Raw genomic sequence first — 25,478 nt, 5'->3', positions numbered from 1 at the left:
GTCCTAGACGTCCTTCGTGAATTTGCTGATGACGTCCATGAACGGCTTCGGCTTGAACTCGCCATCGAGCGGCAGCGGACGGTTGGGCTGCTTGTCCTTGCGAGTGACGATGCCGTTGATCCAGCTGTAGCGGTCAGAAATGCCCCAGGTCAGGATCGAGCGTACCGGCCCGCTGGTCGAGATCGCCGTCAGGAGATCGTCGACACGTTTGGCAACGATGGCGTCGCGTTCCGAAGGACTTCCCGTCAGCTTCTGATCGTCGACGTCGAGTTCGGTGACGTAGACCTCGAGGCCCCACGCGCGGAGCTCGGTGACGAATTCGGCGAGCCCATGGGTATCGATATCGAGCTCGGCATGCAGATGCGATTGCAGTCCGACGGCGTGCAGCGGCACGCCCTGGTCGAGCAGGCTCATGATGAGATTGCGGAAGGCCGCACGCTTGGCAATGAACGAATCCTTGGCCGACTCGATATCGTATTCGTTGATCGCGAGCTTGACGTAGGGATCGGCCGCGGCCGCCGTGCGAAAGGCGAGCGGAATCCAGCGGTCGCCGAGATGCTGCGTCCAGAACGTATCGCGCCGGTCGGTGACGCCTCTGGGATTGTCGGGGATGGGCTCGTTGACGACGTCCCACGAGGTCAGCTTGTTCTTGTAATAGGAGACGACGGTCGAGATGTGATCGACGTAGGCGCGTTCGACACCCTTCGAATCCTTGATCTGCTTGGTCCAGTCTGGAATGTCGTGATACCAGGCAAGGGTGTGGCCGCGCATGGCCAGATCGTTCTTCTGCGCGAAATCCCAGATGGCATCGGCGCGCTCGAAGGCGAAGGTGTGCGCGTCCGGCCGCAGCATCGGCCATTTCAGCTCGAGCACCGGCACCACTTGGGTGCAATAGGTGCTGATGGCCTCGCCGACCCGCGGGTCGGCTTGCAGGTCCCAGAGCGTGGCGGCCGCCCCATAGCCCGGACGACGCTGCGCAAGCTTCGACACCGGCAGTGCTGACGCCGAGGTGCTCGCCGCGAGTGTTGCGGCGCTACCGAGGAGAAATTGTCGTCTGTCGAGCTTCGTCACGCGGCGGCAGTCCTTCCGAAACCAACACACCATCGTACCAAGCGGTGCCTTGCGACGCCTGGGTTTCCCTTTGTTGGGTTAACTTTCGCGAACGGCCCTGTCAGCGCGCCTGGCGCTGCATCGCCGCCTCGGCGATGCCGTAATAGTGAAGCGCGCCCTTTTCGAGCGTGAGATTGTCCATCACATAATCGCGAGGCGCGAAGTCGCCCGCACTCACGTGCGACCAGAAGTCGCTCCAGCCAGAGACGAAGCCGGTCGCGTCGATGAACTTGCGGCCGCAACGTGCATCGAAATAGGGCACCGAGGACACGCCGCCTTCGTAATTCACCCTGTCGGGAAAATACTCCGGGTCCTGCCAGGGCCCGCCGCGATCCCAGGCGAACACGGGCACGCCGCTCGACAGCGCCTGCTGGCAGGCGATGCCCTGGCTCTCGTGCTCGCAGAGAAAGACCATGCTGCGGCAGCGCGCCAGCGCTGTCCTGTAGTCGTCTTCCTTGTAATGGCCGTAGCGGATCACTTCGACCGAGCGGCCGCTCGCTTCGAGATGCCGGCGGATCGGCCCGATCAACTCGCTCTCATAGCGCGCGTGTTCCCAGCGCACCTTGTCGTAGAGCAGCACGTCGACGCTCTTCTGCGCGGCCGGTGTTGGCGTCCACAAATCGGTTTCGATGCCGACCGGCCACACCTCGACATGCGGCCAATATGGCCGGCACATCTCCGCGTACCAAGTGCAGGGCACCAGCATGGTCTTGGTGTTCAGGTCTTGGAGACGCTCCGGCATTTCGATCGGATGGTTGTACATGACGACGCCGAGCAGGAGCGGGTTCTGCCATGCAAACCAGTCGAGCACGAAAGGGCGCCCGATGATGCAGGCGAGCTCCTCCGGGTGCTTGCGGGCATGGCCGTAATCGTTGACGCGATAGCGGATCCCGACCCGGTCGAGCCCGGCACAGAGATTGAGGAACACGCGCCGCTGGCCGCTGATCCAGGATTTGCCGAGCAGCATGCGCCGCAGCAGCGGCCGGACGTGGCGGTCGCCCGGAAACCAGCGGTCGTCCCTCTCCTCGAAGAACAAATTGAGCGTCATCCGCTCGCCCCCGTCCGTAGGAGAGGCCGGGACCAGGGACGCATCCGTCCCGCCATGGGGCAGGGAGGCCGGGTTTGCCCGCAAACGTTCGACAACGTCCATCTTAGTCACGTCCACACATTAACCAAAGCTCGGGCGACGTCCTGAAATCATGGTTTCTTTTCCGTGATCGCGGCGGCCCGTTCAAGGACAGGGCAAATTTAACGCTAACGCGCGAAACCGGCGGAGCCGCACCCATTAGGCGGCCGATTTGCAGACTTAAATGACTACCTTGGGGGATGCTGCGGCGCAGTCCAATCGCCACGCCAAGGCCAACTGATGAACGGCCTGATTGCAAGGCCGCCGGTCCCGTGCACGCATGCTGAATCGCCATTTCTCCATCTATCTCGTCGCCCATATCCTGCCTGCGGCGGTGGGTTTCTTCGCGGTCACCGCCTACACGCGGCTGCTGACGCCGGCGGAGTATGGCGTCTATGTCGTCGGCATGAGCATCGCCGGCATTCTGGGCGCGATCTTCTTCGTCTGGATCAAGCTCTCGGTGTCGCGCTATCAGGCGATGTCGGGCGATGTGGATTTTCGCGGCACGGCTATGGTCGCCTTTGCCCTCACGGTCGTTGCCATGTGCGCCGCGACCCCGTTGGTGTTCCTGTTCCGCAGCGACGTCAGTGTCGAGCTGGTGCTGGCCAGCATGTTTGTCGCGATCATGTCGAATGCGGTCGATGTCGGCCAGGAGTTCGAGCGCGCCAAGTTGCGGCCCTATCGCTTCGCGGCGATCTCGATCGTGCGCAGCGTGTCGAGCGTGGGTTTCGGCCTGCTCGGGATCTGGCTCAGCTGGGGTGGCATGGGCCTGCTCGCGGCGTTTGGGCTGGGCTCGCTCACCGGCATCGTTCTCAATCTCGTCGGCGATCGCACCAGGATCGCGGGCTTCTCGCGCAGCCAGTTCATGCAGCTCGCGCGCTACGGCCTGCCGCTGACGCTGGCCGGGCTTTCGGTCGCGGTCTACTCGGCCAGCGACCGGCTTGTCGTCGCCTGGTTGCTTGGCAAGGATGCCGCCGGTATTTTCGGCGTCGCCGCCGAACTGCCGCGCCAGTTCATGGTCATGATCGCTGGCAGCGTTGCCGCGGCCACCGTGCCGCTGGTGTTCCGCTCGCTGTCGGAGAAGAACGACGCCACGACGCGGGAACGATTGACCGAGAGCCTCGAGCTGCTGCTCGTCGTCGTTGCACCCGTCGCGGTCTGGCTCGCGCTCGCGGCGGACCAGGTCGCCGGCACCCTCGTCGGTGTCGATTTTCGCGCCGGCGTGTCCGCGCTGCTGCCGACGCTGGTGCTCGCCCGCTTCTTCGGCATTACCAATCAGTTCTACGTCCAGATCAGCTTCCAGCTCGCCGAGCGGCCGTTCATGCTGGCGGCGCAGTCGTTCCTTACGCTGATCGTCGGCGTGACGCTGATGTTCGCGCTGGTCACGGGCTACGGCATCTATGGCGCGGCGCTGGCGACGCTCGCGACCGAGGCGATCGGCTTTGGCGTCGCGGTCGTGCTGACGTACCGGGCCCATCCCGTGCCGTTCGATGTCATCAGGCTTGCCGGAGTCGCTGCATCGGCCGCGGCCATGGCTGGGGCGATCTTGTTCGCGCGCTCGCAGGTGAGCGGCACCGGGATCGTGGCGCTGATCATCGTGAGCGCTGCAGGCGGTCTCGCTTACGTCGCGGCGGCGTGGCTGCTGAATGTCGCGAACGTGCGGACGCTGTCATTGCGCTTCCTGCGGACATTCAATCGCAGGGCGCTGGGCGTCCAATAGCCTGACGAAGCGCAGCCTGGTCCAGAGCGACGCCTGCGCTGCACAAGTTTCCCCTTGCGTTCTATTCCTTGCCGCGGAATGTTGCGGACGAGCAGGGCAGCCGCGTCACATTTCGTCGCGGCTGCCCCTGACCATGCTCTGTTACGCTTGAAAAGCAAAGTTCGTTCTGCTCATAAGGGTTTTGAAATTGCGCTGAATCATGCGCAAAAAAGCCCACCGACTAAAGTCGTTAGCCAGCGAGGAAACGAAATAATGCGCAAGCTCACTTTGGCCATTGCCGTGATCGCCCCGATGCTCGGTCATGCCGCGTCGGCCGAGGATACCATCAAGATCGGCTACATCGATCCGCTCTCCGGCGGCGGTGCCAGTGTCGGCGAGGGCGGTCTCAAGACGTTCCAATATCTGGCTGACGAGCTCAACGCCAAGGGTGGCATTCTCGGCCACAAGATCGAGATCATGCCGCTGGACAACAAGACCAATCCGCAGGAAAGCCTGGTGCAGGCCCAGAAGGCGATCGACGCCGGGGCCCATTACATCACGCAGGGTAACGGCTCCTCCGTCGCCGCGGCGCTCTCGGATTTCATCACCAAGAACAATACGCGCAATCCCGGCAAGGAAGTTCTGTACTTCAACTATGCCGCGGTCGACCCGAGCCTGACCAACGAGAAATGCAGCTATTGGCATTTCCGCTGGGATGCCAGCTCCGACATCAAGATGGAGGCGCTCACCAACTATATGAAGGACGTCCAGTCGATCAAGAAAGTCTATCTGATCAATCAGGACTATTCGTTCGGCCAGTCCGTGCGCGCCGATGCGCGCAAGATGCTCGGCGCGAAGCGGCCCGACATCCAGATCGTCGGCGACGAGTTGCACCCGCTGCTCAAGGTCACGGACTTCTCCCCCTACATCGCCAAGATCAAGGCGTCCGGCGCCGACAGCGTCGTCACCGGCAATTGGGGTCAGGACTTCGCGCTGCTGCTCAAGGCCGCGGCCGATGCCGGCCTGAAGGTCAACTGGTATACCTACTACGCCGGTGGCGCCGGCGGTCCGACCGCGATCAAGCAGACCGGTCTCGATCACCAGGTCTTCCAGATCACCGAAGGCTTCCCCAACTCCGGCAATCAGGGTGCGATGGACTTCGAGAAGGCCTTCCGCGCCAAGGTGAACCTGTCGCTGTGGTATCCGCGTGCCGTCAACGAGATGCGCATGTTCAAGGCTGCGGCCGAGAAGGCCAACTCGATCGATCCCGTGAAGGTGGCGGCGGCGCTCGAGGATATGAAGTTCGAGGTCCTCGACGGTGGCCAGGGTGTCATGCGCAAGGACGATCACCAGTTCTTCCAGCCGATCTACGTCTCCTCCTTCGGCAAGCTCGCCGCGAACGAGCCGTTCGACGAGGAGAGCACCGGTTGGGGCTGGCATCTGGTTTCCAGGGTCGATACGCCGCAGGCCATAGTCTCCACCACCTGCAAGATGGTGCGGCCGTAATCTCTAAAGCACGTCGCCGTCTCGCGGCCATTGCTCGTGGGACGGTGGCGGCCGGAATGCATTTGATAGCTTGGACGATGTTCGCCGGGGCCATGTGGCCCCGGACATTCATGAGTGCGCTGTGCTTGAACTCGTTGTCATTTCGACCCTGAACGGCGTGCTGTTCGGCATGCTGCTCTTCCTGCTGTCGAGCGGGCTGACCGTCATCTTCAGCATGATGGGCGTGCTCAATTTCGCGCATGCCAGCTTCTACATGCTCGGCGCCTTCTTCGGCTTCCAGCTCACGAAATGGATCGGCTTCTGGCCAGCGCTGGTGCTGGCGCCGCTTCTGGTCGGCGCCATCGGCATGGCGGTGGAGCGCTACGGCCTGCGCAACACCCACAAGCACGGTCATGTCGCCGAGTTGCTGCTGACCTTTGGTCTGGCGTTCGCGATCGAAGAGATCGTCTCGATGATCTGGGGCAAGAGCCCGCTCGACTATCGCGTGCCGTCGCTCCTGGATTTCCCGGCCTTCACGATCTTCTCGACCAACTACCCCGCCTACAAGATCTTCATGCTGGCCGTCTCGATCATCATTTTCGTGGCGCTTCTGATCGTGCTCAAGCGCACCCGCGTCGGGTTGATCGTGCAGGCGGCGCTGACGCATCCGCACATGGTCGGGCATCTCGGCCACAATGTCGGGCGCGTCTTCATGGCCGTGTTCGGGGTCGGCAGCGCGCTCGCCGGCCTTGCCGGCGTCATTGCAGGTCCCGCCCTGGTGACGCAGTCCGACATGGCCGCTTCGCTCGGACCCATCCTGTTCGTGGTCATCGTGTTCGGCGGCCTCGGCTCATTGCCTGGCGCCTTCATCGCATCGCTCGTCATCGGCCTGGTGCAGACGTTCGCCGTGGCGCTCGATGGCTCGCTGGCGAGCGCCTTCGGGCCGCTCGATCCGTCGGCGGGGCCGTCCGTTCTCACCGACATCTGGAACGTCACGATCGCGCAGGTCGCGCCGATCGTTCCATACGTCCTGCTCGTGATCATTCTGATCGTACGCCCCATGGGCCTGATGGGGACGCGCGAATCATGACCACCGCAATGACTTCGACCTCCAAGGCGGTCGCCGATCCTGCCGGCGGAAGCCTGCGCTTTTATGGCGTCTGGGCGCTCGGCATCATCGTATTGATCGTGCTGCCGATGCTCTTCTCGTCGGGCGGCTCGCTGACCTCCTTCAGCCTGATCGGCATCGCGATCGTGTTCGCGCTGTCCTACAACATCCTGCTCGGTCAGACCGGGCTGCTGTCGTTCGGCCACGCTGTTCATTACGGACTCGGTGGCTTCGCGGCCTGCCACATGATGAATGCGGTGGTGTCGCATGGCTGGCCGATCCCGCTGCCGTTCATCCCGCTGTTCGGCGGGATCGGCGGGCTCGTTTTCGCTGTCATCATCGGCTGGGTCATGACCAAGCGTGCCGGCACCGTGTTTGCGATGATCTCGCTCGGCATCGGCGAACTGGTGGCGTCGTCCTCGCTGATCCTGCGCTCGGTGTTCGGCGGTGAGGCCGGCATCACCACGGACCGGACTGCGCTGCCGAAGCTGTTCGGCTGGTCGTTCGGGCCGCAGCTTCAGGTCTATTACCTCATCGCCTTCTGGCTCGTGCTGTCTGCCATTGCGATGTACGCGCTGACGCGCACGCCGCTCGGACGGATCTGCAATGCGGTCCGCGACAATCCGGAGCGCGTCCAGTTCATCGGTTACGATCCGCACGTCGTGCGCTACATCGCATTCTGCTTTGCCGGCTTCTTCGCCGGCGTTGCCGGCGGTCTCGCCGCGATCAATTTCGAGATCGCGAACTCCGCCTATCTCGGCGCGATCCAGTCCGGTCTCGTGCTGTTCTCGACCTTCATCGGCGGCACCGCCTATTTCTTCGGCCCGATCCTGGGCGCGATCCTCGTCACCTATCTCCAACTCGGGCTGACCAGCCTCACCACGGTCTGGCAGCTCTATTTCGGCATCATCTTCATCGGGATCGTGATGTACTCGCCGGGCGGCATTGCCGGCCTGCTGATGATGCATCGGCCGCTGATCCGCGCCGGGACGCTATGGACGGTGATTCCGTCCTATCTCGTTGCGATCGTACCGACGGTCGCACTGGCCTGCGGCGTGATCCTGACCATCGAGACCGTCGCCCGTTTCTCCGGTGGCGATCCCATCAATCTGTTCGGCGTTGCCTTCAACGCGACATCGCCGGTGACCTGGCTCACCGCTGCGGTTCTGGTGGCCGGCGGCTTCTACGTCGCGCGGCTGACCTGGCGGCGGATCGCGGACGCATGGGATCGCGCCGCTACGGTGGCGCGTGACCGGGGGTATTTGGCATGAGCGAAGCGGTATCTGGCACGACCGCAGCCATTGAAGTTCGCGCCGTCGAAAAGCGCTTTGGCAATGTCGGCATCATTCGCGACCTCAATCTCAGCGTCGCCAGGGGGGAGCGGCACGCCATTATCGGGCCGAACGGCGCCGGCAAATCGACGACGTTCAATCTGATCAGCGGCCATATCGCGCCGACCTCGGGTGAGGTGAAGCTGAACGGCGATCTGATCTCGGGCCTGCGGCCTTTCGAGATCAACCGTCGTGGCCTTTCGCGCTCATTCCAGGTGACCAACGTGTTCGCGCGCATGACGGTCTGGGAAAACGTGCGCTGCGCCGTGCTGTGGGCGACGGGCCATCGCTACGCGTTCTGGAAGAACGTCGACAGCCTGCCCGAGGTGCGCGAGCGTACCGCGCAGATCCTCGACGACATTCATCTCACGCATCGTCGCGATGTTCCGGCGGGCCTGCTCACTTACGCCGAACAGCGCGAGCTCGAGATCGGCATCACGATCGCGAGCGGGGCCACCGTCGTCATGCTGGATGAGCCGACGGCGGGCATGAGCCACGCCGAGACCGACCGCGCGGTATCGCTGATCCGACGACTGACCGAGGGCAAGACGCTCGTCATCGTCGAGCACGACATGAGCGTCGTGTTCGGCCTTGCCGACCGCATCTCGGTCCTGGTTTACGGCCACATCATCGCCTCGGGCACGCCGGAAGAGATTCGGCGCGATCCCAAGGTCAAGGAAGCCTATCTCGGCGAGGAAGCGCACTGATGCTCGAGGTCAGGGATCTCCACGCCTATTACGGCAAGAGCCACATCCTCCAGGGCGTCGATCTCGACGTGGCCGCCGGCGAAGTCGTCAGCCTGCTCGGTCGCAACGGCGTTGGCCGCTCCACCACGGTCAAGGCGATCATGGGCGAGGTCGCCCCGCAAGGCACGATCCGCTTCAAGGGCAAGGACATCGCAGGCCTGCCGAGCTACAAGATCGCGCGCCTTGGGCTCGGCTATGTGCCTGAGCATCGCGATATCTTTCCAAGCCTGACGGTGCGCCAGAATCTGCTGCTCGGCATCAAGGATACGCGCCATCCCGGCAAATGGCGGCTTCAGGACATGCTCGACATGTTCCCCAATCTCGCCGCGCGCGCCGATACGGCCGCGGGCGTGCTGTCCGGCGGCGAGAAGCAGATGCTGACGACATGCCGGACGCTGATGGGCGATCCGGACCTCATCATGATCGACGAGCCGACCGAAGGCCTCGCGCCGCTGATCGTGCAGCAGGTCGGCGACCTCATCGCGCGGATCGCGCAGGCGGGCGTCGCCATTCTCCTCGTCGAGCAGAAACTCTCGATCGCGATGCGCATCTCCAAGCGCGTCTACATCATGGGCCACGGCCGCGTCGTGTTCGAAGGCACGCCGGACGAGCTCAAGGCCAACGCGGCCGTACGGCAGGAATGGCTCGAAGTCTGACGCCGTTGTCAGACGGCGAACTGGCGTAAGGCGAGCGCCATCGCCTCGAACGCTATCGCCTGGCGCCGGCGGACGCCGTCCAGCGCACGAAGTCGATGGCTGCGGTTGATCTTTCCGGCGATTTCGGCTGCCTGGTCATCACCATGAATGTCGTGGCCGTGATCGGATCGGCATCCTCGCACGGCGCGTTGGTGAGGACGCGATTGTCCGCCGTCCAGTCCGCGCTCGCAGTCACCTGCCCGCCCAAGAACCAAGGTCGCGCGCGAAGGTGATCAGGACGGCTGCGAGGATGGCTAGCGAGACTGAGATGGTCAGGCCCTTCGCCAAGCCCTTGGTATGGCTTTCGGGAAAGACAACGAAGCCTGTGGTGAGGAGCGCCAGTCCGGCCACTGCCGCGGCAATCTGCGAGAGAGTTGAGGACACCCGTTCATCCTCCGATGCGCTGGCGATCGAGCTTACGGCCACCGTTGCCGGGATATGAAGCAATTCTCTGTGATTCCCGTCACACCCCTGCGGCCCTCCAGGGCGGACCATTCCGCCGCGGCGCGTTCGCCAGCGCTAGGCCAGGCCCGGCCACGGACCGCCCTTCCGCCCGCGTGGACCGTCGTATATGAGAGTTTCGACGCCGGAACGGACCGAATATTGCCGGAAACGGAACAGATGGTGGCTGCGAATTCTTAATCCAAAGATCGCAATCTGATCGATGATCGAAAGTGCGGACAGGCAACCGGGGAATGGCATGAAAGACCTGATGACGACGGCGCAATCCAATAGAGCGATGCGGCGTTGGGGGCCTCCGGGAATTGCAATGTTCGCGGCGGCAATTGCGCTGACTGCGCTGACCTCGGGCGCCATGGCCGCGAAACAGCCGCGGCAGACTGCCGAGGCGGCGGCGCAGCGCGAGGCGGGCGAACCGATCATGGCGATCGTGTCGATCAAGAGCCAACAGGTCACGTTCTATGACACCGAGGGCTGGATCCTGCGCGCGCCGGTCTCGACCGGCACGACCGGACGCGAGACGCCTGCCGGCGTCTTCGCGGTCGTCGAGAAGGACAAGGACCACCACTCCACCATGTATGACGATGCCTGGATGCCGAACATGCAGCGCATCACCTGGAACGGCATCGCGCTGCATGGCGGACCGCTGCCCGGCTACGCGGCCTCGCACGGCTGCGTACGCATGCCGTTCGGTTTCGCCGAGAGCCTGTTCGACAAGACCAATATCGGCATGCGGGTGATCATCTCGCCGAACGACGCCGCTCCCGTCGATTTCTCGCATCCCTCGCTGTTCGTGCCCAGTAAGGAGGCTATTGCGGCGGCCCCGGCGCGTGCCGACAGGCTCTCCGCCCAGGCGGAGGAAGCCACGAGCGCGGCCGATGATGCCAAGAAGGCCGCGACGGCAGCCGCCAAGGATGCTCAATCGCTTCCCGCTTCGTTGCGCAAGCTCGAGCAGCAGAAGGCCCGCGCCGACGCCGAGAACGCCTATGCCGACAAGCTGGTCGCCAACGCCAAGAACGACCAGGCCAAGGCAAAGGCCGACGAGCTGAAGCAGAAGGCCGCCACCAAGGCCGCGGATGCAGCGACTCAGTTGGACGCCGCCAAGGCCGCGGCACAGCCGAAGCGCGATGCGGTTGCCGCCACCAAGGAAGCGGCCAAGGTCGCCACGGCCAAGAAGGCCGAGGCCGTCAAGGCTGCGACCGACGCCAAGCTCGCGCTGGAGCCGGTCTCGGTCTACATCAGCCGCTCGACACAGAAGCTCTATGTTCGGCGCAACACCCACAAGCCGGCGCCCGATGGCGGCGGCGAGGTGTTCGACACCAGCATCGAGGTTCCCGTCACCATCCGCAATCCGGACCAGCCGCTCGGCACGCACATCTTCACTGCGATGGCGAAGAACGATACCGGCCTGCGCTGGAGCGTGGTCACGATCGACGATGGCGACAGCGCCAAGGACGCGCTCGACCGCGTCACCATCCCGCAGGAGGTGTGGGATCGCATCGGACCCACCGCATTGCCGCGCTCGTCGATCATTATCTCGGATGAGCCGCTGAGCGCCGAGACCAACTACCGCACCGAGTTCGTCGCTGTCTTGAGCAACCATCCTCAGGGTGGTTTCATCACCCGCAAGCCGACCGCGCCGCCGGTGGAGATGGCCAGCGACGATGGCTGGGGCGGCAACAATTTCTTCTTCTTTGGGCAGCGCGATCCCATCCCGCAACCCGTCAATCCGCGCCGCCGCAGCGGCCAGTACCAGTACTATCAACCGGCGCAGCCGATGCAGCGGAGCTTCTGGTAAGGATGAGGCGGGAGCCTAAAGCGGGATGAGTTGTGGTTGAAGCGATGCGCGCCAGAGGGGGCACCTCTCCCGAAGGGAGAGGTCGGATCGCATTGAAAATGCGATCCCGGTGAGGGGTTACAGTCTCACTGATCGCTGCGGCCCCTTACCGGGATTGCTGAGCAATCCGACCTATTTGGTCTAGCGGCTCCTGTCGCTACGGCCGGGCGGTGATCACCAAAGCCTGAATCTTGGCCTCGACCGGTCCAGTGCCGTGGCGTTTTCGGATCGCTTGCGCAACGGCGTCGGTCGCAGCCTCGAGCTTGCTTGCATCCCTGGCCTCGATCTCGCCGCGTAGCGGCGTTCCCTGGCAGTACGCGATCGCCACGTATTCGGCCGAAGGTCCACGGCTCGTCGCTGTCACTGTTTCGATCGATATGTCCCCGAAGCCCGCCCGTTCGAGGTCGGCCTTGATGACGGCCTTGTCGTGGTAGCCGTGCGGTGTTCGCGCCATGAACAGCGGCGGATTGTCGGGAAACATCGTGCCGAGCGTGGTCGTCGCGTCATCCGCGAACACATTGTCCTCGATGCGGTCCCAGACGCTGAGCAGATACGTGCCATCAGGCTTCAACACCCGCTTCGCTTCCGCGTAGCCCTTGCTGCGATCCGGAAAGAACATGGCGCCGAACTGGCAGCAGACGACGTCGAACGCGGCATCGTCGAAAGGCAGCGTCAGCGCGTCCGCCTGACGCCAGGTCATGCGCGGGTCATCGCCCTGGCGTTGCTTCGCGACTTCAAGCATCGGCTCGTTGAGGTCGGTCGCGACGTAGCGGACACCGGCAGGCAGCAGCGCCGCCACGGCCCGCGTGACGGCGCCGGTGCCGGCGGCGATTTCGAGCAGGTCCGAGGGGGAGAGCGCAGCAACGCGCCTGGCAAGGTCGTCGGCATAGACGGAGAAGATCAGCGGAACCAGATATTCGTCGTAGAGCTTTGGAACCGAGCCCGCGAAAACCTTGTCAGTGCTGGACATGATTGCCTCGCTGAACACTGGAACAGGACGGGCTACGCTACCACGGATCGTCGGGGCCGCAACGGCGTGGCTCGTCCTGTCATTCAGCAGAGGAAGTCGATGGCTTCGCGCTCCCGACCTCGCGGATCGGCCGCGTGCCGTCCCAGTTCGCTGCCGCTTGCTGGACCTTTTCGAAGAACGGCCCCTTGGTGCCGCTGATGTCGGAGATCTCGATGATCGTGCCCGGATGGGCCTGCGTGTCGAAATAGGCAAAGCGTCCCTTGTCGCCACCGATCTGCCCCTCGTGGCCGATCCTGTATCCGATCCTGATCGCCTTGTCGTAGAGCGCCTGATAGTCGTGGCTCCAATAGGACATGTGCTGGAGGCCTTCGTGGCCGGCGTCCAGGAATTCCTTGTACAGCGAGGGTGCCTCGTTGCGCTGCTGGATCAACTCGATCTGGAGATCGCCGGAATTGGCCAGCGCAATGCTCATCTCGACCGCGGAATCCTGGCCGCGATAGCGGAACCAGTCGGTTGTGACGCGGTCCATGTAGTACCAGGGGCCGACGCCCATCACCTCGATCCAGTGCTTCATCGCGGCCTGGATGTCCCGCACCACATATCCGTTCTGGCGCACCGCGCCGAAGATGCGGCTCATGCCCGCGCTCCTCTTCTCAGCCTGCTCACTTGACTTCGATCCCGGCGTCCTTGGCAACCCGCTTCCAGGCCGTGATGTCGCGCGCATTGATGTCGAGCGGAGTTGAATGCGGCCCGCTCTTGCAGCGTCGTGCGGCCGCGACCGACGATCGCCATATAAGACGAACGATCGTTCGTCTGCTTGACTAGCGAACGATCGTTCGTTAGTCAAGCACATGGCTGTCCACACCTCCAGCGCAGCTGAAGCGGCTGCGCCCACGACGCGCCAGCGCATTCTCGACGAAGCGCTGAATCTGTTCGCGCAGAGCGGCTATGGCGGCGCCTCGATGCGCGAGCTCGCGCGCCGCGTCGGCATCCGCGAGAGCAGCCTCTACAATCATTTCTCCGGCAAGGCCGCGATCCTGGAAGCGATCGTCAGCGAGCACGGCCCGGCAAGCTCCGCGAGTCGCCTGGAGGAGCCGCGCTACGAGCAGCTCGCGGGCCGGCCCGAAGCGTTCTGTCGGCAGTTTGCGCGCGATCTGGTCGAGCAATGGTCCGATCCACGCGAGCATCAGTTCCAGAAGGTGATCACTGCCGAGCGCAATCGCGTGCCGGGCATTCGTGCCAAATTCGCCGACCACTTTTACGCGCGCGAACAGAGCATGATGACCGACTATTTCCGCGGCTTCGCGCGCGCAGGCCTGATCATGACGCCGGACCCGCGCGAGACCGCGCGGCTGTTCGCGGCGGGCCTCATCTACATCCGCCTCGAGCATTATGTGATGGGCGCGGCGCCGTCGCCGCGGCCGAAGGTGAATGAGACGATCGACCGCTATCTCGCCTTCTTCCTGTCGCTGATCGCGGCGGGTGCTGACAACAACAAGAAGAGAAAACCCAAGGGAGAGAACCGTGGCAAGGCTGCCCCTGATTGATCCGGACACGACGAGCGGCGACATCCGCGCCTCGTTCGACCGCATGCCGGTCAAGCTCAACATCTTTCGCATGATGGCCCATGCCGAGGCCAACATGATCCCGGCGATGCGGCTCGGCAATTCGATCTTGCACAAGCAGAAGCTCTCGGCCGTCAACCGCGAGCTCCTGATCCTCCTGGCGGCTCAGCTCGAAGGCGGTGCCTATGAATGGCGCCAGCACGTGCCGATCGCGCTTGGCGTCGGCTGCACACAGGCCCAGATCGATGCGGTGGGGCACAGCGACTATGACGCCGCCGCGCTCAACGAAGCAGAGCGCGCGCTGCTGAAATTCGGCCGTGAGGTGGTCGAGAATGTCCGCGTCCAAGCGGCCATCTTCGATGCCGCGCGAAACCATTTCAGCGACCAGGAAATCGTCGAAGCCATCGTCGCACTCGGCTTCTACATGATGATGGCGCGCGTCACCGAAGCGACCGAAACCGATCTCGATCCCGCGGCCGGCATGAAGGTCTATGACGGCGGCAAGAAGTAGGCGGCTGAGATGGCGGAGACCGAAATCAAACCGGAGCGCTACGTCCGCCCGCCGAGCGCAGAGTCATTGGGCGAAGCGCCGGGCAGAGGCCGCCTCAAGGGCCGTCGCATCCTGATCGTCGGCGGCGGCCAGCGCGTGTTCGATGCTGCGCCGACCCCATCGGCAACGGCCGCGCCATGAGCATTTTGTGTGCGCGGGAGGGTGCAAAAGTCGCAGTGGCCGACCTCAACCGCACTTCCGCGCAGCAGACCGTCAAGCACATCACGAACGAAGGCGGCGAGGGCTTTGCGATTGCGGCCGAAGTCACGAGCGAGGCCGACGTTCAGCGGATGATCGAGGAAGCCCACCGCGCCATGGGCGGTCTTGACGGCATGGTGCTGAACATCGGCACCTTCGGCAAGACCGGGCTCGACAATGTCAGCCCGGAGGAGTGGAACAGGATCTACGACGTCAATGTTCGTGGTCCCATGCTGTGCTGCCGCACCGCGATGCCAAAATTCGACGATGGCGGCGCCATCGTGTTCATCTCCTCGATCGCGGCGCTGAAGGCCGGATCGCAGATGGCCGTATATGATTCCTCGAAAGCCGCGCTCGGTGGCCTGATGCGCAACATCGCCCATCTCGGCGCTCGGCGCGGCATCCGCGCCAATCTCGTCTATCCCGGTCTCGTCGACACCCCCAATGGCCGCGAGGCCGGCGCCGGCCGTCCCAACCGCGGCAAGAGCCACATACCCTTTGGCCGCCAGGCGACCGCCTGGGAGGTCGCCTATGCCGTGCTGTTCTTTCTCTCCGACGAAAGCGTCTACGTCACCGCGCAGACGCTCGCGGTGGATAGCGGCTTGAGCGGGATGTGAGCGAACGACACTATCGCCCGGGCGATACCGCGTGCCCGAGGAGATGATCGAGCGAGACGCGCCCGGGTCCGTAAGCCATGATGCCGAGCGCCATCGACGCCCAGGTGAGATGGATCGGCCAGCCGTCGGGCACCGTGAGCTCGACGATCACCGTCATGAACAACAGTCCGAGCGCTGCGAACCGCGTGCCTAGTCCGAGCACGAGCAGGATTGGAAGCCCGATCTCGCCTGAGCCCGACAGGAAGGCCATCACCGTCGGAGCCGGAAAATGATACGGCCCGCCAGGCAGATGCAGCATGAACTCGTCACTGAACAGCGTCACCGCAGTGTCATTCAGTTTGAGGAAGCCGCCCCATTTGAGCATGCCCGAGCGCCAGAACGGCACGGCCAGCGCGACACGCAGCACGAGCTGGGCCAGGGAGGGCGCGGCAAGCATCTGCACGAGATGATTTGCCTTGTCGATGAGCAGCCCGAGCGGTGGAAGGCCGTTAGCTGCGGTCACGCGTTGGTCCGTGATCATCCTGCATCTCCAAGAGCAATCGAGGTGAATGCGCCGGCCTCGATCAGGCCAGCGATGTTCGTGGCGATGTCGAATTCGGCCGATGCCTCGAGTGCGGCCGCCGCGGCTGCGCCGAGCGGCTGGCCGGACATCAGGCTCGCGGCAAAGACGGCGCCGCCGGGCGGAAGGTGGCGCACGACGACGTCGAACTCGGGCCGGGTGATCAGGGCGTCTTCCGGAGTGGACGCGTCGATGCGTGCCACCGGTGCGCTGTCGCGATGAGCTGCAAAGATTGTCACGGCCGCATATTGCGATCGCACGATTCGTGCGGCGGGGTGCGGCGCGAAGACGAGATCACCAAGCCGCTCCGTCGCGATGGCGGACAGCCGCACTGGTGCCAGCGGCACTTCGTCGGCGGCATGATAGGCATCGAGCCAGGCGCGCTCGATGCGGGCGACATCGGCAAGCCAGGGCATGTTTTGCGCATGCGCGTAGTTCGCGACGAACTCCGGGAAGTCGCGGCCGTAATCGAACAGCAGCGGTGAGCTCGGCGGGGTATTGCGAACGTGGAAGCGCGCCATAGCGCGGAAGAAATCGGTTCCGGTGATGCGCTGCACCGCCGGATAGATCGCAACCAGCGCCTCGATCAGGCCGACCGTGACGTTGTTGCGGTAAACATCATAGCGTCGGCCCGCCGGCGCGCCGTTTCGGCCGGCGACGGTCGATGGAGCGTCGCGAGCGGGGTCGAGCAGCGGCGGCGCGAAGAGCGCGGCAAATCCGAGGTCAGCTTCAGGCCGCACGGCGATCCTCCGCCGCTGAGGCCGTCTGGCCGCGATCGAGGATCGCCTGCGCGGCGGCGGCCTCGGCCAACAGAACCGGCCATTCCGGGATCCTGCTGTCCCATTCGACCAGCGTAGGCACGGGGCCGCGCTGCTCCACGATGATCTCGAATAGTTGCCATACGGCATCCGCGACCGGGCCGTCATGGCTGTCGATCAGGAGGCGATTGCCGTCATCGTCGGTCTGCGCCGCGTGGCCGGCCAGATGAATCTCCTCGACGTGCGCAAGCGGAAAATCGGCGAGATAGTCCAGCGCGGGATAGCCGTGATTGGTGGCGGACACGAACAAATTGTTGATGTCGAGCAGCAGGCCGCAGCCGGTACGCTTGGTGATGGCGCGGATGAAGTCGGTCTCGCTCATCGTGGACTCGCGGAAGGTGACGTAAGTCGATGGGTTCTCCAGCAGCAGCGGGCGGTGGATCACCTCCTGCACCTCGTCGATGTGATCGCAGACGCAAGCCAGCGTCGCCTCGGTATAGGGCAGGGGCAGCAGATCGTTGAAGAAGCTGGTCTCATGCGTGGACCAGGCGAGATGCTCGGAGACCAGCACCGGCTGATAGCGTGCCACCAGGCTCCGAAAGCGCGCCAGATGTGTTCTGTCGAGCGGCTGTGGCCCGCCGATCGACATGCAGACGCCGTGCAGGGACAGCGGGTGGTCGCGGCGGATCGCTTCCAGCGCGCGATGTGGCGCTCCGCCCGCCCCCATGTAGTTCTCGGCGTGCACCTCGAAGAAGCCGGCTTGCGGGCCGGCTTCGAGAATCGCCGGAAGGTGCTCGGGTTTGAAACTGGTCCCGGCGACGCCGCCGATTGGCAGCGAAAAGCGGATCGGCACGGTGGCGGGCTTGGTGGCCGGGATCATGGTGCTTCTCCGCTTCCTCACTGTTGGCGTGATGTTCCGGTCGGCCGGCCGCGTCAGACCGGCTTGAGCGAACCCTTCTTGCCGCCCGGCAGGTCGATGTTGGTGCAGGTGCCGCCTTGGACGAATTTCCAGGCGTTGCCTTGGAAGTCGATGGTCGAAGTGCCCTGGCAGGTCGTGCCCGGGCCTGCCGCGCAATCGTTCTGGCCCTTCAGCGCGACGCCGAAGCACTTCTCCTTCTTGGCGGCGATGGCCGCATCGGCCTCGGCCTTGGTCAGCGGGCCGGCGGCGGCAAGGGTCGCAAGCGCGGTCGACATGGCGCCGGCGAGGGCGAGCGTTGTGACAAGTTGTTTGGCTGACATTGGAGTTCTCCTGTTCGAGATGGCATCGCCTGGCAGGCGAGGGCGCATGGTCTCGTTCGCCCCGTACGCAACCGGCGTTACCGCCGGCATGCTCACGAGTCCGTGAGACCGGTTGATCGGGCGCACGGTGGTGCGCTTGGCAGGGATTAACGGGCAAGCGCCGGCGCAAATCCAATGCCTTGGCTCTATCGAGATGTTAGCCGCAGGGCATTGGTGGGGACGGCCCGCAGCTGCCAGACGTAACGAAGCACGGTCGGCAGCGTAGAGCGCTGTCAGATGATGTGCAGACCTGCGAGGGCGAAACCGCAATGATTGTAGATCCCGAAAGGCGACTTGCGGCCATTGCGAGGGTGACAGTCAGCATCCGCCTCGCGGTGTCGGCCCTGGTCCTGGCTGCGATCCTGCTGACAGCTGCCCTCTCCAGTCTGTTGTGGTGGCGCACGGCTGAGGCGACCAGCCGGCAACTTGCCTCCACCATCAACGAGCAGATCGTGGCGGCGGTGCGCAAGGAGGTCTCCGCCATCGTAGACGAGGCGCGCGCCGCGCATACGGCGATCCGCACGCTGTTCCTCCAGAACGTGCTCGATACCCGCGAGGCCGACAAGCGCGAATTCGTCTTTCTGTCGCAGTTGCAGTCGCAGGCGACGATCTCCTGGGTCGCCTTCGGCTGGCCCGACGGATCCTTCTTCGCCGCGCACAAGCTCGGCGATCGCCGGTTGGAAATGATGGAGATTTCGCTGACCGATCATCCCGGTCAGCGCCGCGTCGATGAATATGACGTCGTGCCCGGCGATATCGAATTCGCCAATCGTCGGTTCGAGCCGACCGGATTCCACGTCGCCGATCAGGCCTGGTTCAAGGCCGGACTTACCGCGGACGACCCGCAATGGTTCAGGGTGGTAGACCATCCCATCGGCGAGAGGCCGTCGATCGCCTTTGCCGGCCCGATCGACGTCTATCAGGAGCGGCAGGGTGTTCTGGCCGTCATCATTGAATATACGAGGCTCGCGCGCTTCCTGTCGCAGCTCGAGGTCGGGCGCACGGGGACCGCCTTCATCGTCGACGACAGCGGCGAACTCGTCGCCGCGCCGGACAAGGATGCCGACGAGCTGCACTCTGCGCGCGGTGACACCAAGCTGCTCTCGCTGGCACGCCTCGCGCTCGAAAAGGCGGGCGAGTCCGGCCGCAAGGAGGCGTGGCGCAGCCGCCTGACATCGGGCGGTGCGGCGTACGAGGTTGCGCTGACGCCGCTGCCGTTTCCCGGCTGGTCGCTCGCGACTGTGATCCCGGAAGCCGAATTCCTCGGTCCGGTCGAGACGACGCTTCACCGCCTGATCCTCGGCTTGGCCGTCGGCGTCGTGCTCGCAGCACTGGCGTCGGCGGTGCTGGCGCGCTCCGTCATCGCCGCGCCGTTGTCACGCGTCGCCGGCGAGCTTCGTCATGTCGAAGCGTTCGCGCTGGAGCAGGTCCGCCGCCATCCGTCTCGCCTCAAGGAGATTGCGAGCCTGTCGGGCGCCATCGCCGAGATGGCAGCCGGCCTTTCCGCTTTCCGCAAGTTCATCCCGGCAGACCTGGTCCGTGCCCTGCTGCGCCAGGGCGTCGAGGCAAGGCCCGGCGGCAGCATCCAGGAGCTCAGCGTGATGTTCATCGACATCGCCGGTTTCACTGGACTGTCCGAGCGACTCGGCGATCGCGTCGTGCCGCTCCTGTCGCGCTATCTCGATATCACCTCGGAAATCATCGTCGCCAATGGCGGCACCATCGACAAGTTCATCGGCGACGCCGTCATGGCGTTCTGGGGCGCGCCACAGCCGCAGGCGGATCATGCCGTGCGATGCTGTCGCGCGGCGCTCGCGTGCCGCAAGGCGATCGAGCAGTCCGGCTTGGCCGACGATCTCGGCCAGCCGCTCCAGATCCGGATCGGAATCAATTCAGGCCGTATGCTGGTCGGCAATATCGGTTCGGAACTGCGGCTGAACTACACCGTGATCGGTGATGCCGTGAACGTCGCGAGCCGGCTGGAAGGCGCCAACAAATCCTATCGAACGCAGATTCTGGTCGGCGAAGCCACGGTACGTCTGGCACGGGATGCGGTCATTACCCGTGAGATCGACAGTATCGCGGTGTACGGACGGGAGGAGGGCCTTTCCGTCCACGAGCTGATCGGGGTCGCAAACGAGGGCTCTGTCGACGGTGAAGCGATCGGCTGGATCGCGGACTACGAGCGGGGGCTCGCCAGCTATCGCGCACGCCGGTTTGTCGCCGCGCTCGCCGATTTCGAAGCCGTGTTGCAGCAGCGCGGCCACGACCGCCCGGCCGAGCTGATGCGCGACCGCTGCCGACATCTCGCCGCCGCCCCCGATGCGACCTGGCGGCCCGTGGCGGCGTTGACGTCGAAATAGCGGCGGCAAGCCGGCGTTTCGCGCGATCGCCAGATTCAGATTGCACGCGATGGCCATTCCTCCTAATAGACTTGGACAAATGACCAAATAACATGGTCGAGTACCGAAAGGTGCCGCCATGGAGGAGCAGCCGCCGGCGCGCGTACCGCTGGGAGGCTCGAGGGTGGAAACGCAACATGTCGCAAGCGGATGGTTTTGGGCTGGCGGGGGTCATCGGCATGCCGGTCGCGCATTCGCGCTCGCCGGTCATTCACAATTATTGGCTGAAGGCGCACGGCATCCGCGGCTCCTATGTGCCGCTCGCAGTAAAGCCGGAGCGGCTGGAGGATGCGCTTCGCGGGCTTGTCGCGCTCGGGTTTCGCGGCTGCAACGTCACCATGCCCCACAAGCAGACGGCGATGCCTCTGCTCGCCCGGGTCAACGAGACCGCCAAGCGCATCGGCGCCGTCAACACCATCGTGGTCGAGGCAGACGGCACGCTGTCCGGTTTCAACAATGACGGCAACGGTTTTGTGCAGAGCCTGCGCGACGCCAAGGCGGACTGGCGCGGCGATGCCGGCCCGATCCTGCTGCTCGGTGCGGGCGGCGCCTCGCGCGCGGTGGTCGTCGCACTGCTCGAAAACGGCGCGCGCGAGATCCGCATTGCCAATCGCACGGCCGAGAAGGCGCAGGCGGTCGCCAGGGAATTCGGCTCCGCGATCAAGACAGTTGCGTGGGACGATCGCGCTGCGGCGCTCAGTGATGTCGCGCTGCTCGTCAACTGCACCGATCGCGGTATGGTCGGCAAGAGCGCGCTGGAGATCGACCTGTCGCGGCTGAAGAGCGAAACGCTGACAGCCGACCTCATCTACACGCCGCTGGAAACACCATTCCTGGCCGCCGCCCGCGCGCGCGGCTGCGTCACGGTGAACGGGCTCGGCCTGTTGCTCAACCAGGCGCGGCTCGCCTTCAAGGCCTGGTTCGGCGTCATGCCGGATGTGACATCGGAGCTGATCAAGGCCATCGAGGCCACGTTCTGAACCGCGCGCCGGGGGAGTCTTTCGCCATGTCCTTGCCGGCCGGCCCGAAGATCGATTGCCACATCCATGCCATCGATCCCGTCCGCTTTCCCTACGGTCCCGATACGCCGTATCGGCCGAGCGGGCAGGAGATCGCGCCGGCCGCGCAGCTTCTCCGCGTGTTCGACGTCTTTGATGTCAGCCATGCGCTCGTAGTTGCCACCAACACCGGCTATGGCTGCGACAGCCGCATCCTGCTCGACACCTTGAGGCAGGGTGGCGGTCGCTTCAGGGGCGTCGCCGTCGTCGAGAACGACGTCGATATCCGCGAGCTCGAACGCTTGAAAGCCGCCGGCGTGATCGGCGTCGCCTTCAACGTGCCGTTCCACGGCGCCGGCCATTATCGCAACGCCGCGCCGCTTCTGGAGAAGCTAACGAGCCTCGGCCTGTTCCTCCAGATCCAGGTCGAGCAGGACCAGCTGCTCGATCTGCTGCCGCTGATCGACAAGTCGCCTGTGCGCCTGGTGTTCGACCACTGCGGCCGGCCGGCGGTCCCGCAGGGGCTCAAAGGCAAGTCCTTCCAGGCGCTGCTTGCGATCGGCCGCGAGCGCGACGCGCATATCAAGCTGTCCGGCTATTACAAATTCTCGCAGCAGCCGCATCCCTATGAGGACACGTGGCCGTTCATCGCAGCGCTGGTCGAGGCCTTCACGCTCGATCGTTGCGTCTGGGGATCGGACTATCCGTTCCTGCGCGCAGCTGAGCGGCTCGACTATGGGCCACTGCTCGCGGTACTGACAAAGCTGTTTCCGGATCCGGGCGATCAGCATCGCCTGCTGTGGCGAACGCCGGCGAAATTGCTCGGCTTCGATGGATCATAAAAACGAAAGCAAAGGGGAGGAGGACACTATGAGGCATCTTGCAGGGACGCTCGCGATTGCCTTGGCCGCATCGCTCACGACGGTCGCGGCCCGCGCGCAGAGCACCGTCTACATCCCTGATGTCGTCGAGCTCTCCGGTCCCGGCGCCGTCTCCGGCACCAACTGGCGTGACGGCGTCGCGCTCGCGGTCGACGAGATCAACGCCGCCGGTGGTATCTTGGGCCGCAAGATCCAGACCGAGCATCTGGACACCCAGAGCAATCCCGGCATTTCGCGCGCGCAGGTGCAGAAGGTCCTGGACAAGGATCCTTATGTCGTGCTCGGGCCGATCTATTCCGGCTCGGTCAAGGTCAATATGGCGCTGACGCAACAAGCCGAGATCCCGCAGATCGTCGGTGCCGAGGCCGCCGACATCACCACGCAAGGTAACCCCTGGGTGTTCCGCACCGCCTTCGGCCAGCAATTCTCCATGCCGAAGATCGCCAACTATCTGCACGACAAGCTCAAGGTGAAGAGCGTTGCGGTGGTCTGGGTCAACAATGATTTCGGCAAGGGCGGCCACGACAATTTCGTGAAGGAGATGAAGACGCGCAACATCGAGGTCGCTGTCGATATTTCCACCGAGCAGGGCCAGGTCGATTTCGGCTCCGACGTCATCAAGCTCAAGAGCGCCAAGGCGGATGCCGTCTTCGTCTACACCAATGAGGAGGAGAGCGCCCGCTTCCTGATCGAGGCGAAGCGGCAGGGCCTCTCGACGCCGCTGTTCGGCGAGACCACGCTGCTCAGCCAGAAGGTGGTCGAGCTCGCCGGTCCTGCCGCCAACGGCGTGCGCGGCCATGTCGGACTTTCCGCCGATGCGCCGGTGCCGGCGATCGAGGAGTTTGCGAAGAAGTTTTCCGCGCGCTTCAAATATCTGCCTGACCACAACGGCATCAAGGGATACACCGCGGTGTATCTCGTCAAATACGTCACCGAGAAGATTGGCAAGTTCGACAGCAAGGCCTTTGGCGCGGCGATGAAGGGCCTGACACTGACGCCCGACAAGGCTCCGGGCATGCTGATGGAAGCGAGCTGGGACCAGAACGGTGACATCGATCGCGCCAGCTTTCTGGCCGAGATCGTCGACGGCAAGCAGAAGATCGTCGAGACACTGCCGAAGTTGAACAGCAGAAAGGGCGAGTGAGGAGCGACGATGATGTGCTAACACATCGGCACACGCGTCGCTCCGGAACAGATCCCAGACATGAAGACCAAGCTGCTCAACTCCCAGGACTACACCCGCTCACCCTGGAAGAACGGCGGCGGCATCTTCACCGATATCGCGGATGCGCATCGTCCCGGCGCGACGGCGAAGGATTGGGACAGCCTGCTGTGGCGCTTTGCCTCCACGCCGATTGTGGCGCCGGGGCCATTCTCGCACATGCCGGGCATCGACCGCCTGCAGATGGTGGTCCGTGGGCGCGGGCTAGTGCTGAAAGCGCCCGGGCAGGAGTTCGACGAACGTGAGCCCTTCACCACCGTCAGCTTCACCGGGGAGATGGAGATCGTGACCGCGCTCGAGGCCGGCCCGGTCGAGGTCGTCAATCTGATGGCGCGGCGCGGTGCGGCGGAAATCGAGCTTACGGCGCTCAGGCAGCCCGGCGAGAGACCGCTGTCCGCCGGCACGCATCTGCTTTACGCGGTGTCCGGCAATTGCGGCATTCGTCTCAATAACGAGGAATTCATCATTCCCGGCGGCAGCACGCTGAAGGCCGAGCTGTCCGCAGCGTCCAAGCTGACGCTGATTTCGGGACTGGCCGTGCTGGGGTCGATCCAGCTCATAGGCTAGACGGCGGATGCTTGCGCACAATCCGTGCAACTGGCTAGGTTGACGCGGCCGATCCGGGACACGATATCTGCTGCGATGCAGAGTACCGCCGAAGGCCAGGATATGAACGCGCCAGACAAGTTTCCCGCTGCCACACAAGCCGACGGCGTCGTCGACTGGCTGACCAACGGCACACGCGACCAGCGCTTCATCGACAATATTTTTGCCGAGATGTGCATCCGCCTGCAGCAGGCCGGAGTTCCGCTCAAGCGGTCCACGCTTCATGTCCGCATCCAGCATCCGCAATGGCTGGGGGCTCGCTTCATGTGGTCCGACGGCATGCGAGAGGCCGAGATCGGGCGGGTCGACTTCGATGTCATGGGACGCCCCGAATTTATCGGCAGCCCCGCCAACGAAATGTTCGACGGTGCAATCGAAGTGCGCGAGAATCTGGAGCAGGATCCGGCGCTTGGCCGCAAGCATGCGCTTTATGACGAAATGCGGGCGTCAGGCCTGACGGACTATGTCGCCTGGCCGCTCTACCATACCCTCGGCAAGCGCCATCTCATCACCTTTGCGACCGACCGACCCGGCGGCTTCGACGACACGCATATTGCTGCGCTGAAGAAAGTGTTGCCGGTGCTGGCGCTGGTCAGCGAGATCCGCATCAAGAATCGTCTGGCACGCACGCTGCTCGAAACCTATGTCGGCGCTCATGCCGGCGAGCTCATTCTTGCCGGCGCCACACGACGCGGCACCGGCACGACGGTGCGCGCCGCGATCATGATCTGCGACTTGCGCGATTTCACGAAAATCTCCGACAACTGGCCGCGCGACGACGTCATCGATCTCCTCAACGACTATTTCGATGCGATGTCCGACCCGATCGCGCGGCATGGCGGCGAGATCCTGAAATTCATTGGCGACGGGCTGCTCGCGATCTTCCCGCTGAGCCAGCCCAATGCCTGCGCCAACCTGCTGCGTGCCGTGACCGAGGCCCGGCAGGCCATGGCCGCGCTGAACGAGCGGAACAACGGCACAGGCCGCGCGCCGCTGAACTACGGCATCGGCGTCCATGTCGGCGACGTCATGTACGGCAATATCGGCTCGACCACCCGGCTCGATTTCACGGTGATCGGCCCCGCCGTCAACATGGCCTCGCGGCTCGAGGCGCTCACCAAGCAGATCGGCAAGCCGGTGCTGCTGTCGCGCGATTTTGCGGAGCTGGTGACGCCGGAGTTCGAGCTTGAGCGGGTCGGTCAGCACGCCGTGCGGGGTTTCAATGAGCCGATCGAGCTGTTCGCATTTCAGCCGGGCGCTGGCGCGTAGCGGCCGGGT

General features: G+C 64.2%; 25 protein-coding genes and 1 pseudogene. 16 read left to right on the top strand and 10 right to left on the bottom strand.

Annotation, left to right across the window (positions count from 1 at the left end; all coding sequences use genetic code 11):
* Nucleotides 1-3: 3 nt before the first annotated feature.
* Nucleotides 4-1,071, bottom strand: a complete 1,068-nt coding sequence (locus ACWAT4_RS33390) for an endo-1,4-beta-xylanase (protein WP_449729098.1) — start codon at nucleotides 1,069-1,071, stop codon at nucleotides 4-6.
* A 100-nt stretch (nucleotides 1,072-1,171) separates the two neighbouring features.
* Nucleotides 1,172-2,260 carry a glycosyltransferase gene (locus ACWAT4_RS33385; RefSeq protein WP_449729097.1) on the bottom strand — a complete coding sequence of 363 codons (1,089 nt, stop codon included), beginning with the start codon at nucleotides 2,258-2,260 and terminating at the stop codon, nucleotides 1,172-1,174.
* A gap of 256 nt (nucleotides 2,261-2,516) precedes the next feature.
* Here ACWAT4_RS33385 and ACWAT4_RS33380 point away from each other — a divergent pair, with 256 nt between their 5' ends.
* The 6 genes from ACWAT4_RS33380 (at nucleotide 2,517) to ACWAT4_RS33355 (ending at nucleotide 9,261) form a co-directional block, all read left to right on the top strand.
* Nucleotides 2,517-3,956, top strand: a complete 1,440-nt coding sequence (locus ACWAT4_RS33380; protein ID WP_449729096.1) for a lipopolysaccharide biosynthesis protein — start codon at nucleotides 2,517-2,519, stop codon at nucleotides 3,954-3,956.
* A 252-nt stretch (nucleotides 3,957-4,208) separates the two neighbouring features.
* On the top strand, nucleotides 4,209-5,441 hold the full coding sequence (locus ACWAT4_RS33375; RefSeq protein WP_449729095.1) for a branched-chain amino acid ABC transporter substrate-binding protein: 1,233 nt from the start codon (nucleotides 4,209-4,211) through the stop codon (nucleotides 5,439-5,441).
* Nucleotides 5,442-5,562: 121 nt separating this feature from the next.
* Complete coding sequence (locus tag ACWAT4_RS33370; RefSeq protein ID WP_212299974.1) at nucleotides 5,563-6,510, top strand: branched-chain amino acid ABC transporter permease; 948 nt, start codon at nucleotides 5,563-5,565, stop codon at nucleotides 6,508-6,510.
* Entirely contained in the window at nucleotides 6,507-7,799 is a 1,293-nt protein-coding gene (locus ACWAT4_RS33365) for a branched-chain amino acid ABC transporter permease (RefSeq protein ID WP_449729094.1), read from the top strand. Before ACWAT4_RS33370 ends, ACWAT4_RS33365 begins: the two co-directional genes overlap by 4 nt.
* Nucleotides 7,796-8,566 carry an ABC transporter ATP-binding protein gene (locus ACWAT4_RS33360; protein WP_212299972.1) on the top strand — a complete coding sequence of 257 codons (771 nt, stop codon included), beginning with the start codon at nucleotides 7,796-7,798 and terminating at the stop codon, nucleotides 8,564-8,566. The genes ACWAT4_RS33365 and ACWAT4_RS33360 overlap by 4 nt, the downstream gene beginning before the upstream one ends.
* On the top strand, nucleotides 8,566-9,261 hold the full coding sequence (locus tag ACWAT4_RS33355) for an ABC transporter ATP-binding protein (protein WP_212426912.1): 696 nt from the start codon (nucleotides 8,566-8,568) through the stop codon (nucleotides 9,259-9,261). Before ACWAT4_RS33360 ends, ACWAT4_RS33355 begins: the two co-directional genes overlap by 1 nt.
* 52 nt (nucleotides 9,262-9,313) lie before the next feature.
* Here ACWAT4_RS33355 and ACWAT4_RS33350 read toward each other — a convergent pair whose 3' ends face one another.
* Nucleotides 9,314-9,496 (bottom strand): hypothetical protein, encoded by a 183-nt coding sequence (locus tag ACWAT4_RS33350; RefSeq protein WP_449729093.1) that lies wholly within the window; start codon nucleotides 9,494-9,496, stop codon nucleotides 9,314-9,316.
* Nucleotides 9,493-9,747: a hypothetical protein gene (locus ACWAT4_RS33345; protein ID WP_212426913.1), complete on the bottom strand. Its 255-nt coding sequence runs from the start codon at nucleotides 9,745-9,747 to the stop codon at nucleotides 9,493-9,495. Before ACWAT4_RS33345 ends, ACWAT4_RS33350 begins: the two co-directional genes overlap by 4 nt.
* 253 nt (nucleotides 9,748-10,000) lie before the next feature.
* On the opposite strand from ACWAT4_RS33345, the gene ACWAT4_RS33340 reads away from it, so the two are divergent.
* The gene (locus ACWAT4_RS33340; protein WP_449729092.1) at nucleotides 10,001-11,557 is read left to right on the top strand and encodes a L,D-transpeptidase; all 1,557 of its coding nucleotides are present in this window, start codon (nucleotides 10,001-10,003) and stop codon (nucleotides 11,555-11,557) included.
* A 196-nt stretch (nucleotides 11,558-11,753) separates the two neighbouring features.
* Here the strand turns inward: ACWAT4_RS33340 and ACWAT4_RS33335 are convergent, their stop codons facing one another.
* Both ACWAT4_RS33335 and ACWAT4_RS33330 read right to left on the bottom strand, forming a co-directional pair.
* Nucleotides 11,754-12,566: a class I SAM-dependent methyltransferase gene (locus ACWAT4_RS33335; protein WP_212299968.1), complete on the bottom strand. Its 813-nt coding sequence runs from the start codon at nucleotides 12,564-12,566 to the stop codon at nucleotides 11,754-11,756.
* 79 nt (nucleotides 12,567-12,645) lie between these two features.
* Nucleotides 12,646-13,203 carry a VOC family protein gene (locus tag ACWAT4_RS33330; protein WP_212299967.1) on the bottom strand — a complete coding sequence of 186 codons (558 nt, stop codon included), beginning with the start codon at nucleotides 13,201-13,203 and terminating at the stop codon, nucleotides 12,646-12,648.
* Nucleotides 13,204-13,417: 214 nt separating this feature from the next.
* Between ACWAT4_RS33330 and ACWAT4_RS33325 the strand changes: the two genes are divergently transcribed.
* The 3 genes and pseudogenes from ACWAT4_RS33325 (at nucleotide 13,418) to ACWAT4_RS33315 (ending at nucleotide 15,496) form a co-directional block, all read left to right on the top strand.
* On the top strand, nucleotides 13,418-14,113 hold the full coding sequence (locus tag ACWAT4_RS33325) for a TetR/AcrR family transcriptional regulator (RefSeq protein WP_212299966.1): 696 nt from the start codon (nucleotides 13,418-13,420) through the stop codon (nucleotides 14,111-14,113).
* Entirely contained in the window at nucleotides 14,091-14,642 is a 552-nt protein-coding gene (locus ACWAT4_RS33320) for a carboxymuconolactone decarboxylase family protein (protein WP_449729091.1), read from the top strand. The genes ACWAT4_RS33325 and ACWAT4_RS33320 overlap by 23 nt, the downstream gene beginning before the upstream one ends.
* A pseudogene (locus ACWAT4_RS33315) lies at nucleotides 14,623-15,496 on the top strand (SDR family NAD(P)-dependent oxidoreductase). The gene ACWAT4_RS33320 and the pseudogene ACWAT4_RS33315 overlap by 20 nt, the downstream one beginning before the upstream one ends.
* Nucleotides 15,497-15,506: 10 nt before the next feature.
* Here the strand turns inward: ACWAT4_RS33315 and ACWAT4_RS33310 are convergent.
* Genes ACWAT4_RS33310 through ACWAT4_RS33295 form a run of 4 tightly spaced genes read right to left on the bottom strand, consistent with a single transcriptional unit; the run spans nucleotide 15,507 to nucleotide 18,052 of the window.
* Entirely contained in the window at nucleotides 15,507-16,016 is a 510-nt protein-coding gene (locus ACWAT4_RS33310) for a DoxX family protein (protein WP_212426918.1), read from the bottom strand.
* Complete coding sequence (locus ACWAT4_RS33305; RefSeq protein ID WP_212299962.1) at nucleotides 16,013-16,795, bottom strand: HvfC/BufC N-terminal domain-containing protein; 783 nt, start codon at nucleotides 16,793-16,795, stop codon at nucleotides 16,013-16,015. The genes ACWAT4_RS33310 and ACWAT4_RS33305 overlap by 4 nt, the downstream gene beginning before the upstream one ends.
* Entirely contained in the window at nucleotides 16,785-17,693 is a 909-nt protein-coding gene (bufB, locus tag ACWAT4_RS33300; protein ID WP_449729090.1) for an MNIO family bufferin maturase, read from the bottom strand. Before bufB ends, ACWAT4_RS33305 begins: the two co-directional genes overlap by 11 nt.
* Before the next feature lie 53 nt (nucleotides 17,694-17,746).
* Complete coding sequence (locus ACWAT4_RS33295; RefSeq protein WP_212299960.1) at nucleotides 17,747-18,052, bottom strand: BufA1 family periplasmic bufferin-type metallophore; 306 nt, start codon at nucleotides 18,050-18,052, stop codon at nucleotides 17,747-17,749.
* 308 nt (nucleotides 18,053-18,360) lie between these two features.
* On the opposite strand from ACWAT4_RS33295, the gene ACWAT4_RS33290 reads away from it, so the two are divergent.
* The 6 genes from ACWAT4_RS33290 to ACWAT4_RS33265 all read left to right on the top strand — a co-directional run bounded on the left by ACWAT4_RS33290 (nucleotide 18,361) and on the right by ACWAT4_RS33265 (nucleotide 25,469).
* A complete protein-coding gene (locus ACWAT4_RS33290) occupies nucleotides 18,361-20,454 on the top strand; it encodes an adenylate/guanylate cyclase domain-containing protein (RefSeq protein ID WP_449729089.1) in 2,094 nt (697 codons plus the stop codon).
* Nucleotides 20,455-20,630: 176 nt separating this feature from the next.
* Complete coding sequence (locus ACWAT4_RS33285; RefSeq protein ID WP_212299958.1) at nucleotides 20,631-21,473, top strand: shikimate dehydrogenase; 843 nt, start codon at nucleotides 20,631-20,633, stop codon at nucleotides 21,471-21,473.
* A gap of 26 nt (nucleotides 21,474-21,499) precedes the next feature.
* Complete coding sequence (locus ACWAT4_RS33280) at nucleotides 21,500-22,333, top strand: amidohydrolase family protein (RefSeq protein ID WP_449729088.1); 834 nt, start codon at nucleotides 21,500-21,502, stop codon at nucleotides 22,331-22,333.
* Between the two features lie 28 nt (nucleotides 22,334-22,361).
* The gene (locus ACWAT4_RS33275; RefSeq protein ID WP_212299956.1) at nucleotides 22,362-23,516 is read left to right on the top strand and encodes an ABC transporter substrate-binding protein; all 1,155 of its coding nucleotides are present in this window, start codon (nucleotides 22,362-22,364) and stop codon (nucleotides 23,514-23,516) included.
* A gap of 60 nt (nucleotides 23,517-23,576) precedes the next feature.
* A complete protein-coding gene (locus ACWAT4_RS33270; RefSeq protein WP_449729087.1) occupies nucleotides 23,577-24,161 on the top strand; it encodes a HutD/Ves family protein in 585 nt (194 codons plus the stop codon).
* Nucleotides 24,162-24,263: 102 nt separating this feature from the next.
* Nucleotides 24,264-25,469 carry an adenylate/guanylate cyclase domain-containing protein gene (locus tag ACWAT4_RS33265; RefSeq protein WP_449731299.1) on the top strand — a complete coding sequence of 402 codons (1,206 nt, stop codon included), beginning with the start codon at nucleotides 24,264-24,266 and terminating at the stop codon, nucleotides 25,467-25,469.
* Nucleotides 25,470-25,478: the final 9 nt, after the last annotated feature.

This window comes from Bradyrhizobium sp. T-1 (assembly GCF_053592855.1).
This window is presented reverse-complemented; position numbering and strand designations above follow the sequence as displayed.

Bases quoted from the DNA above. Each gene is read 5' to 3' on its own strand.
- ACWAT4_RS33330 (WP_212299967.1), bottom strand. From the start codon at position 13,203: ATGAGCCGCATCTTCGGCGCGGTGCGCCAGAACGGATATGTGGTGCGG.
- ACWAT4_RS33380 (WP_449729096.1), top strand. From the start codon at position 2,517: ATGCTGAATCGCCATTTCTCCATCTATCTCGTCGCCCATATCCTGCCT.
- ACWAT4_RS33340 (WP_449729092.1), top strand. From the start codon at position 10,001: ATGAAAGACCTGATGACGACGGCGCAATCCAATAGAGCGATGCGGCGT.
- ACWAT4_RS33365 (WP_449729094.1), top strand. From the start codon at position 6,507: ATGACCACCGCAATGACTTCGACCTCCAAGGCGGTCGCCGATCCTGCC.
- ACWAT4_RS33275 (WP_212299956.1), top strand. From the start codon at position 22,362: ATGAGGCATCTTGCAGGGACGCTCGCGATTGCCTTGGCCGCATCGCTC.
- ACWAT4_RS33375 (WP_449729095.1), top strand. From the start codon at position 4,209: ATGCGCAAGCTCACTTTGGCCATTGCCGTGATCGCCCCGATGCTCGGT.
- ACWAT4_RS33325 (WP_212299966.1), top strand. From the start codon at position 13,418: ATGGCTGTCCACACCTCCAGCGCAGCTGAAGCGGCTGCGCCCACGACG.
- ACWAT4_RS33355 (WP_212426912.1), top strand. From the start codon at position 8,566: ATGCTCGAGGTCAGGGATCTCCACGCCTATTACGGCAAGAGCCACATC.
- ACWAT4_RS33335 (WP_212299968.1), bottom strand. From the start codon at position 12,566: ATGTCCAGCACTGACAAGGTTTTCGCGGGCTCGGTTCCAAAGCTCTAC.
- ACWAT4_RS33295 (WP_212299960.1), bottom strand. From the start codon at position 18,052: ATGTCAGCCAAACAACTTGTCACAACGCTCGCCCTCGCCGGCGCCATG.
- ACWAT4_RS33385 (WP_449729097.1), bottom strand. From the start codon at position 2,260: ATGGACGTTGTCGAACGTTTGCGGGCAAACCCGGCCTCCCTGCCCCAT.
- ACWAT4_RS33285 (WP_212299958.1), top strand. From the start codon at position 20,631: ATGTCGCAAGCGGATGGTTTTGGGCTGGCGGGGGTCATCGGCATGCCG.
- ACWAT4_RS33270 (WP_449729087.1), top strand. From the start codon at position 23,577: ATGAAGACCAAGCTGCTCAACTCCCAGGACTACACCCGCTCACCCTGG.
- ACWAT4_RS33290 (WP_449729089.1), top strand. From the start codon at position 18,361: ATGATTGTAGATCCCGAAAGGCGACTTGCGGCCATTGCGAGGGTGACA.
- ACWAT4_RS33360 (WP_212299972.1), top strand. From the start codon at position 7,796: ATGAGCGAAGCGGTATCTGGCACGACCGCAGCCATTGAAGTTCGCGCC.
- ACWAT4_RS33265 (WP_449731299.1), top strand. From the start codon at position 24,264: ATGAACGCGCCAGACAAGTTTCCCGCTGCCACACAAGCCGACGGCGTC.
- ACWAT4_RS33280 (WP_449729088.1), top strand. From the start codon at position 21,500: ATGTCCTTGCCGGCCGGCCCGAAGATCGATTGCCACATCCATGCCATC.
- bufB (WP_449729090.1), bottom strand. From the start codon at position 17,693: ATGATCCCGGCCACCAAGCCCGCCACCGTGCCGATCCGCTTTTCGCTG.
- ACWAT4_RS33310 (WP_212426918.1), bottom strand. From the start codon at position 16,016: ATGATCACGGACCAACGCGTGACCGCAGCTAACGGCCTTCCACCGCTC.